This is a genomic window from Gordonia sp. 852002-51296_SCH5728562-b (assembly GCF_001665475.1).
In the GTDB taxonomy this organism is placed as follows: domain Bacteria; phylum Actinomycetota; class Actinomycetes; order Mycobacteriales; family Mycobacteriaceae; genus Gordonia; species Gordonia sputi.
On sequence record NZ_LZMI01000008.1, the window covers coordinates 167732 to 175691 of the forward strand.

7 protein-coding genes are annotated in these 7960 nt (G+C 66.7%); 2 read left to right on the forward strand and 5 right to left on the reverse strand.

Going from position 1 to position 7960, the window contains the following annotated elements; all coding sequences use genetic code 11:
* Positions 1–93 precede the first annotated feature (93 nt).
* From A5766_RS01755 to mftE, 5 genes are read right to left on the reverse strand one after another with little or no spacing between them, the layout of a single operon-like run.
* Entirely contained in the window at positions 94–1341 is a 1248-nt protein-coding gene (locus A5766_RS01755; protein ID WP_082965414.1) for a CynX/NimT family MFS transporter, read from the reverse strand.
* Positions 1338–2015 (reverse strand): FadR/GntR family transcriptional regulator, encoded by a 678-nt coding sequence (locus A5766_RS01760; RefSeq protein WP_064868306.1) that lies wholly within the window; start codon positions 2013–2015, stop codon positions 1338–1340. Before A5766_RS01760 ends, A5766_RS01755 begins: the two co-directional genes overlap by 4 nt.
* 30 nt (positions 2016–2045) lie before the next feature.
* Complete coding sequence (gene mftG, locus A5766_RS01765; protein WP_064868249.1) at positions 2046–3353, reverse strand: mycofactocin system GMC family oxidoreductase MftG; 1308 nt, start codon at positions 3351–3353, stop codon at positions 2046–2048.
* A 22-nt stretch (positions 3354–3375) separates the two neighbouring features.
* Entirely contained in the window at positions 3376–4824 is a 1449-nt protein-coding gene (gene mftF / locus A5766_RS01770) for a mycofactocin biosynthesis glycosyltransferase MftF (RefSeq protein ID WP_064868252.1), read from the reverse strand.
* A complete protein-coding gene (gene mftE, locus A5766_RS01775) occupies positions 4821–5531 on the reverse strand; it encodes a mycofactocin biosynthesis peptidyl-dipeptidase MftE (RefSeq protein WP_064868255.1) in 711 nt (236 codons plus the stop codon). Before mftE ends, mftF begins: the two co-directional genes overlap by 4 nt.
* A gap of 243 nt (positions 5532–5774) precedes the next feature.
* On the opposite strand from mftE, the gene A5766_RS01780 reads away from it, so the two are divergent.
* Together A5766_RS01780 and A5766_RS01785 are read left to right on the forward strand one after the other, a co-directional pair.
* A complete protein-coding gene (locus A5766_RS01780; RefSeq protein ID WP_064868309.1) occupies positions 5775–6926 on the forward strand; it encodes a CaiB/BaiF CoA transferase family protein in 1152 nt (383 codons plus the stop codon).
* 52 nt (positions 6927–6978) lie between these two features.
* Entirely contained in the window at positions 6979–7794 is an 816-nt protein-coding gene (locus A5766_RS01785; RefSeq protein ID WP_064870174.1) for a mycofactocin-coupled SDR family oxidoreductase, read from the forward strand.
* Positions 7795–7960: the final 166 nt, after the last annotated feature.

The following is a 7960-nucleotide window of genomic DNA, read 5'->3' on the forward strand; positions in this document are numbered from 1 at the left end:
CCCGCATCGTGGGTCCCGCTGCCCGGGCGAGCGCGGGAGGTCCGGGTCACACGCAGGTCAACCGAGGGCTCGCTGCACTGTCGGGCCGATCGATCACTCGAGATGAGATGGCATACGCACGTTCTTGGCGGCCAGAAGTGTCGCGAGTCCCTGCGGGATGACGGCCAGCGCGAGCACGCCGAAGGCGATCGACCACGACCCCGTCACGTCGTGAATCCATCCGATGGCGATCGGACCCACCGCGGCGAGGATGTAGCCGACGGACTGCGACATCCCCGACACCTGACCGGTCTGCGTGGCAGACGAACTGCGCAGCACCATGAACAGCAGCGCGAGGCTGATGGCAGCACCCGGACCCGCCATCACCATGCAGACCCAGAGCACCGTCGCATGATCGGTGAAGACCAGCCCGACGAAGCCCGCCGTACAGACCGCGAGAAATCCGAGGGTCACCAGACGTTGATCGGCGAACCGCCCAGCGACGATCGGAGCCACCAGCGACATGATCAGCGCGACCACCTGCCCGATCGCCAGCACGTTGCCCGCACTCGACGGCGTGCTCCCGTGGTCGATCAGGTACTGCGGCAACCACGCGCTGAACGTGTAGAAGATGAACGACTGCGCCGCCATGTAGCCCGTGATGGCCCATGCGATCGGATTGGTCCAGAGCCCGGGCGCGCGCGGTCCCACCGCGACCGTATGAACCCGACGCAGTTGCGGCGCCCACACGATCATCGCGACGATGGCCAGCAGAGCCCACATCGCCAACGACGCCCGCCAGTTCTCGTCGAGTGCGGTGTCCATCGGCACCATGACCGCTGCGGTCACCGCCGCCCCACCCGACAGGGTCATCGAGTACAAGCCGGTCATCAAACCGGAGCGATGCGCGAAATCACGCTTGATGAGGGCGGGCAACACGACGTTGCACACGCCTATCGCCGCGCCGAGGACGGCCGATCCCAGAAATAGCGTCGCCACAGAGGGTATGAGACGCAACAGGATTCCGACGATCAGTAGTGCGAGCGACGCGAAGATGGTCCGTTCGATTCCGAAGCGGGCTGCGATCCGTGGCGCGATGGGCGCGGTCAGTCCGAAGAACAGCACCGGCAGCGTGGTGAGCAGACCCGCTGTGGCACTGGAGAATCCGAGGTCTTCGCGGATCACATCGATCAGCGGCGCCACCGACACGACGGGCGGCCGCAGATTGGCCGCAACAAGCATGATCGCCACGGCCGCGAGAATCGCTGCGCCGCCACGCAATTCACCGGGATTGAGTCTGACCGAGTGCTCCGAGGGCGTCTCGGACGCCGCCCTGGTCGGCGAGGTGGACGTCCGACTCATCGGCGCACACCACCTTCCGCCTCGGCCAGGTAATCGAGAACCGCTGCCCGCGCGGCCGGCTCGTCGCCCGCGTCGATCGCGGCGACCACGTCACGATGTCCCGCCGGGTGTGCGTTCGCTACCACCGACAACCCTGCGATGTCGGCATGTGCGCGGTGCATCACTTCCAGGACACCCGAGTAGATCTCGATGAGCAGCGGATTACCCGACGCCGCAACGAGTTCGGTGTGGAAGTCGATGTCGGCGCGCGCGTACGCGTCGATGTCGCCCGTCGCGAGGATGCCCTCCGCCGTGTCGAGCGCCTCGCGCAGTGCGCGCTTGGCATCTGCCGTGGCGTCGCGCGCGGCGCCTGCGGCTGCCTCCGACTCCAGCGCACGACGCACCTGTAGCAGGTCGAGCATCTCCGACGTCGCCGTGCGGGTCATCGCAGCGGCAAATGTGTTGGCACTGCGGACATAGGTGCCATCGCCGCGACGCGGCACGAGCATGCCCGAATGCTCCAACGCACGCACAGCCTCGCGAATCGTGTTGCGCCCCACTCCGAAATCGCGTACCAGCTCCGGCTCTGCCGGAATACACGTACCCACCGGCCAGACGCCGTCGCGGATGAGCCGCTCCATCCGCTCCACGACCAGTTCGCTGGTGCGCTTGGGACGCTCGATGACCTCAGACATGAGCACATCCTAACATCCCATGTTTGTGGCTCAGTCCGCGGCGAGCGCGTCCCCGATCACCGCCGCGACCATCATCGTCGTGGCATGGGGTCCGCTACGACCCGCGGACGGGAGGATGGAACCGTCGACGACCCGCAGGCGCCCCACGCCGCGCACTCCCCCGAGCCAGTCGGTGCGCCCACCCATGGGCATCGATCCCCAGGCGTGTTGCGACGTCCGCAACACAGGGTCGATGGCGATCGATTCGGCGACGACGAGCCCACCGAACTCCGACGACCTCAACATCTCGACCACCTCGCGCGCGGTTCGCGCCATATAGCGCAGTACTCGATCGTCCGGCCGGTCGAGCCGAACGCCGACGCCCCCGCCGTCGAGATACACCTCTCCCGACGCACTCGGCGTCATCGCCGCCACTCCGACGGCGGGCCCGGTCATCGCGAGACCTCTGATGTATCGCGCGAAATCGTCTCGGTAACAGCGGATCTCGAGACCGTCGTCGGTGTGCACGACCGTCGGCAGCAACGGTCCGGGTCCAGGTTGCTCGCGGAGGCGATATCCGACGAGTACCTCGCGGTGCTCGTGTACTCGCATGCGCTCGCCTGTGACGCCCGACCTCAGCAACACCGCGGCGCTGCCGAGGGTTCCGGCGCACAGGATCACCTCCCGTGCGCGGATGTCCTGGCCGTCGCACACCACGCCGACAGCGTTCCCCTCCGCGAGGAGAATTCTCTCGACCGTCGCTCCCGTGCGGACTCGCAGATTCGGCCGGTCGCGGTGCGGACGCAGGTAGGCGTCCGCGGCGGTCCGTCGAATCCCATCCATGCTGTTCGAGCGCACCCGATTGACCCCGACCAGCGGCCACGGGTCGTCGAGCGGTCGAGTCGGAAATGTTCCTCCCCAATACTTCTCGAACGCGAGCGCCGTGGGGGCGAGATCGGCGTCGGCAAACGGATGCGCACCCATCTTCTCGTCGACCTCGGCGTACGCCTCGTCGATGACGTCGGGTGTCCACGGACCCTGCCAGGAGTCGAAATCGCCGCGATGAAAGCGCATGAAGTAGCCGCCGTTCACCGTCGACGATCCGCCGAGCCCACGTCCACGGACCACCGGCAACCCGGACGACTCACGATGGTGGGTGACGTAGCGCTCGCCGTCGGAGATCGGCAACCTGCGTAGGGCGAGGACGTCGGCATCCGGCCACTCCGACGGCCCCTGCTCCAGCACGAGTACCGATCGCTTCTCATGACGCGACAGTCGCTCGGCAAGCACGCACCCGGCGCTGCCCGCGCCGACGATCACGACGTCGACGCTGTGTGAGTCTGCGGTCGATGTGGGCACAGCACAGTCGAATTCGACGCCGCTACGGCGTCAGTACCGGACGCAACGCCGCGAAGTCGCGGTGCGAGAGCACCCCTTGCCAGAGCCCGGTGCCGTACGCGAGATCGTCGAGACGTCGGCACAGCAGATAACCGAACGGCCCCATGGTCGGCGCCACCGCCGGTTCCGCGGCGACGGAGCGAATCCACTCCACGACGCCTTCGGCGATCGCGATCTCGATCACGATCCGTCGGAATCTCGGTGAGATCAGCGCCAGCAGCAACGCGACGGGCCAATAGTGGCGACACACCGCGCCCGCTGCCTGCAGTAGTCCGAAGAAGGTTGCCCGCGAGGTCATCTGTGCGGATACCCGCGTGGCCTCCGGCAGTTCGCCCAGTCGTGTGCGGAGCCGATGCCCCACGCGGAGCAGAATGACCATCGCCACCGCGAGACCGATTCTGGTGTGCGTCAGCAACGCCGCGACCGCTGCGGCCATCGACATCGACATCACGACCGGAGCCACCGACTCCCCATGCCGTTCGGCGAGGAACGCCGCGCCGGTGCCGTAGAACCGTCGGCGTCCGAGCACGGTGCGCATGCTGGTGCGGTGATCGTGTGCGACCGTCGCGATCGGGTCGTAGCGAATACGCCAGCCGTTCTCGTGCGTCCGCCAGCACAGGTCGACGTCCTCGGCGACGCGCAGAGACTCGTCGAATCCGTCGAATGCGCTCGCGCGCACCAACATTGCCGCACTCGGCACGTATGCGATCGGAGTTCCGGGGACGACGCCCGCCTCGCTGGGCCCCATGTCGAGTGATGAATGGCCGTTCTCGTAGCGCTCGGCGAGTGACCGCTTGTGGTGGTCGCCTCGCTCGTCGTCGCGGTCGAGCCCGACGATGCGCGGCGCCGCGATTGCCACTGCCGGGTCGGAAAAGTGGCCGAGCAGCATCATCAGCCAATCGCTGTTCGGCACCACGTCGGAGTCGACGAAGGCGATGAACTCGGTGTCGGCAGCTGCGGCGCCCGCATTTCGCGCGGCCGCCGGTCCCCGGTTCTCGTCGAAACGCAACACGCGAACCTGCGGACCCTGCGCAACGATGGGAGTGCGCGAACCGTCGTCGACGACGATCACCTTGACGCCGCGAGCGGCGTTCAGGAGACGGTCGACGCCGGATTGGTTGTCGCGCACCGGAACAACGATCGTGACGTCGTCGGTCGATGGTCCGTGCATGGGGCGGGGATTGGCCATTCCCGCGTCGAGGAGTCGGCGGGCCAGTGTTCGCGTCGGGCCGTCGCACACTTCGATCCGACCGTCGACCGACGTCATTCCGAGCGCGGCGTCGGACAGTCTCATCAGCCGAGTCGGCGAGCCTCCGACGAGGTAGCGCAGGTCACCGTGCCGGGCGCATCGCAGGTCGATTTGGACCTGAAAGCCGTTCGGCAGGTCACGGCTCGGCGCGGGCGACGGAGGTGCGTCGGTGGGTGCGTTCATCGCAGACGCCCGTTTTCGGTGACGTCCCATTGCCGGATCGCCTCGCCGAGTCGGCTCACCAACCGGTCGAGGTGCGCAGCGCCGTCGTCGGCCGATGCCGTCGTCGGATCGCCCAGCACGCCGTTGGCGCTGACCGCGGCCACACCCCCGTCACGCATCGCCGGTAGCAGCGTCGCGACGGGTGCGCGATTACCGACGACGACGCTGTCACGACGCACAGCATCGGGCGAAAGGTGAAGCAGCACTGATGTTTCCGTCGTCCCGGCATGTGCGTCGGCCCCATCGAACGCGCACGGATACCACGCGACGTCGCGGCCCTCGTAGCGGAGCAGACCGATCGCGTCGACCAGAGTCTGCGCGTTGCCGCCGTGGCCGTTGACGAAGACGATGCGCTGCGCCCATCGGCAGGCGCTGCGTCCGTACTCGACGAGTACGCTGCGCATTGCGTCATGGCCCAGGGAGATGGTGCCCGGAAAGCCTTCATGCTCGCCGCTCGCTCCGTAACCGAGAGGCGGTGCGATGAGTGTCGACATGTCGTCGAGGTTCGCGTGGACACGCGCGACCACGGCGCTGGCGATGCGGGTGTCGGTGTCAAGCGGTAGATGCGGCCCGTGTTGTTCGAGCGATCCGACCGCGACCAGCAACGTCGTCGCAGAGTTCTCCAGTTCCGGCCAAGTGCACGAACTCAAAGTCGCCGGACGCGTCATTTTCTCGACTTTACCGATGTGCAGCGCGCGAAGTAACCGCCGCCGAAAACTTTGTGCACCTATTTCCCCGGAATCGGCGCCGAGGCGTTCTGCGAACGCGCGCGACGGCCGAACGATCGCCCCCGGCTCTGCCGAACGATCGCCCCCGGCTCTGCCGAACGATCGCTCGGTATGGCATTCTGGGGCGACGGCGTGACGCCCACCACACAGGTGGGCGCGCCATATCCGAGCGGGAGGAAATCCATGAACGCACCGTCGACGCCCGACGCGGCAGGCACGCCCAGCGCGGGCGCATCGTCGAAAAGCGTTGGTACAGGTGGTCCGCTGAACGGTATACGGGTTGTCGAGTTCGCGGGTATCGGTCCCGGTCCCCATGCGGCGATGATGTTGGCCGACCTCGGGGCCGACGTGATCCGCATCCAGCGCCCCGGTCAGCTACCCGATCCGGCGCGCAACGCCGACGCACTGCTGCGGGGCAGGCGCGTCGTCGAGGCCAACCTCAAGGATCCGGCCGATCGGGAGGAGATCCTGCGGCTCATCGGTAAAGCTGACGTTCTTCTCGAGGGTTTCCGTCCCGGCGTCATGGAGCGACTGGGCTTTGGTCCGTCGGATCTGGAGTCGGTCAATGAGCGCCTCGTCTACGGACGCATGACCGGGTGGGGCCAGGACGGTCCGCGCGCGCCGCAGGCCGGCCACGACATCAACTACATCTCACTGACCGGAATGTTGCACGCCATCGGGCGGGAGGGTGAGCGTCCGGTGCCGCCGATGAACCTCGTCGGCGATTTCGGCGGCGGTTCGATGTTCTTGGTGATGGGTGTACTCGCGGCGCTTGTCGAGCGTGCGTCGTCGGGTCGCGGACAGGTTGTCGACGCCGCGATGGTCGACGGCGCTTCCGTTCTGGGACAGATGATCTGGGCTTTTCGAGGCACGGGTTTGTGGAGCGACGAACGTGGCACCAACATGCTCGACACCGGTGCGCCGTACTACGAGGTCTATGAGACGTCGGACGGCAGGTACATGGCCGTCGGCGCTATCGAGCCGCAGTTCTACGCTGAGATGCTCCGCGGCCTCGGACTGACCGACGCCGACCTGCCCGGGCAGAACGACGTCGCCAACTGGCCGAAGCTGCGGCAGATCTTCACCGAGACGTTCGCTTCGCGCACTCGCGACGAGTGGGCGAAGGTCTTCGACGGAACGGATGCCTGCGTGTCACCGGTGCTCACGTTCGCCGAGGCGCCCGACGATCCGCATATGGCCGCGCGCGCCAACCTCGTGGAGATCGACGGTGTCCGTCAGGCGCAGGTCGCTCCGCGGTTCTCGCGCACCGCGCCGTCGACGCCGCGTGGTCCCGACCGTGAGGCCGTCGACGCCGCTGCTGTCTGGACGGACTGAGCTCGACAGATCCGACCGCGCGCGATAACTAGAACGTGTTACAGTTCTGCCCATGGGACAGTTCGACGGCACAGTCGTCTACATCACGGGTATCGCGCGCGGTCAGGGTCGTAACCACGCCATCCGTTTCGCGCGTGAGGGCGCGTCGATCATCGGGCTCGACATCGCCGACACCGTCGCCGACTACATCACCTATCCGCCGTCGACCGAGGCCGACCTCGCCGAGACCGTAAGGCTCGTCGAGGAAGTCGGTGGCAAAATCCTTGCCCGCCAGGGTGATACGCGCGACCTCGCCTTCCAGGAGCAGCTGGTCGCCGACGGCGTCGAGCAGTTCGGCCGACTCGACCACGTCGTCGCCAACGCAGGCATTCTGTCGTGGGGCTTCACGTGGGAACTGCCGGAGCAACAGTTCGCCGACGTTCTCGACGTGAACGTCACCGGCACGTGGAAGACCTTGCGCGCCACCATCCCGGCACTGCTCGACAACGATGCCGACAACCGGTCGATCGTGGTCGTCTCGTCGGTGGCGGGACTCAAGGCCATGCCGATGCAAGCCGCATACAGCGCGTCGAAGTATGCGCTGACCGGCCTGGCCCAGACCACCGCGAAAGAGTTGGCGCCCAAGAACGTTCGCGTCAACTCGGTGCACCCGTACGCGGTCGACACCCCGATGGGCATCGCCGACACCTCCGCCATGCGGATCTTCGAAATGGGCGAGTACACACGCTATTTCATCTCGATGATGGACCACTTCCCCGTCGCCTCCACCGACGACATCAGCGACGCCGTGCTGTACCTGACCTCACCCTTGGCCCGCGCCGTCACCGGCGCCCAGTTCCAGATCGACATGGGCAACTCCAAGGTCTGAGCTGCGTCGGGCGTGACGACTGTGCGCTCGAGAATGCCGAGTGGGCGCCCGAGAGCGTCCACTGTGCGCTCGAGAATGTCGACTGGGCGGGCGGGTTCAAGGGAACGTGGCAACACTCTGAGTGATTGGGGTGTGTGATGCGGGTGTTGAGGCGTGGTCAGTCGAT